Annotated in this window: 2 protein-coding genes; one reads left to right on the forward strand and one right to left on the reverse strand. The window is 63.3% G+C overall.

Annotation, left to right across the window (positions count from 1 at the left end):
• Positions 1-52: 52 nt before the first annotated feature.
• Complete coding sequence (locus CCN51_RS52220; RefSeq protein ID WP_014177526.1) at positions 53-265, reverse strand: DUF4287 domain-containing protein; 213 nt, start codon at positions 263-265, stop codon at positions 53-55.
• 132 nt (positions 266-397) lie between these two features.
• On the opposite strand from CCN51_RS52220, the gene CCN51_RS59010 reads away from it, so the two are divergent.
• On the forward strand, positions 398-657 hold a 260-nt coding region (locus tag CCN51_RS59010; RefSeq protein WP_281262499.1), incomplete at its 3' end, for a TetR/AcrR family transcriptional regulator.

A 657-nucleotide genomic window follows, 5' to 3' on the forward strand; every position in this document is an offset into this window, starting at 1 on the left:
CCTCTGACCCCTGACGATCGTCAGGGGTCAGAGGCGCCGCTCACGTGCTGCTTCACGTACCGCTTCGTTCGGCGAGGGTGTGTGCGACAAGGGCGTTGGCGTGTCCGTGTCCGAGTCCGTGCTCGGTCTTGAGCCAGGTGACGAGCTCCATGTGCTTGGACAGGGGCGAGGAGTGGATGAGGTCCTTCCATTCCGCGATCGGGCGGCCGTACTTCTTCTCGATCGAGGGGAAGTAGCTGGCAGGGCCCTTTTCCGGTGCGGTCATGTCGCGATGTCCCGTCGTCTTTCTCGAGCAAGGGCGATGGGCGCTGTCGGACAGCGCCCATCGGGAACTAGACGGTACGGTACTCATGTAAGAACTAGACTGTCCAGTACCCAATCGGCGAAGGAGGCGATAGTGGCGCTGAACGAACAGGGTCGCTCAGCCCGCAAACGCGAGGCGATCATGGAGGCCGCGACCGCGGTGTTCTTGGAGAAGGGCTACTCCGGCACCAGCATGGACGACATCGCGAGACTCGCCGCGGTGTCCAAGCAGACCGTCTACAAGCACTTTGCCGACAAGGAGAAGCTGTTCGCCGAGATCATCCTGGCCACCAGCGGCCGGATCGACGGCATGATCGACCTGGTGGCCGGCATCCCCGCCGACCCCGAAGCCCT

This window comes from Streptomyces milbemycinicus, assembly GCF_002154605.1.
GTDB classification, from domain to species: Bacteria; Actinomycetota; Actinomycetes; order Streptomycetales; family Streptomycetaceae; genus Streptomyces; species Streptomyces milbemycinicus.

Coding starts and splice junctions, on each gene's coding strand:
- CCN51_RS52220 (WP_014177526.1), bottom strand. CDS start 265: ATGACCGCACCGGAAAAGGGCCCTGCCAGCTACTTCCCCTCGATCGAG.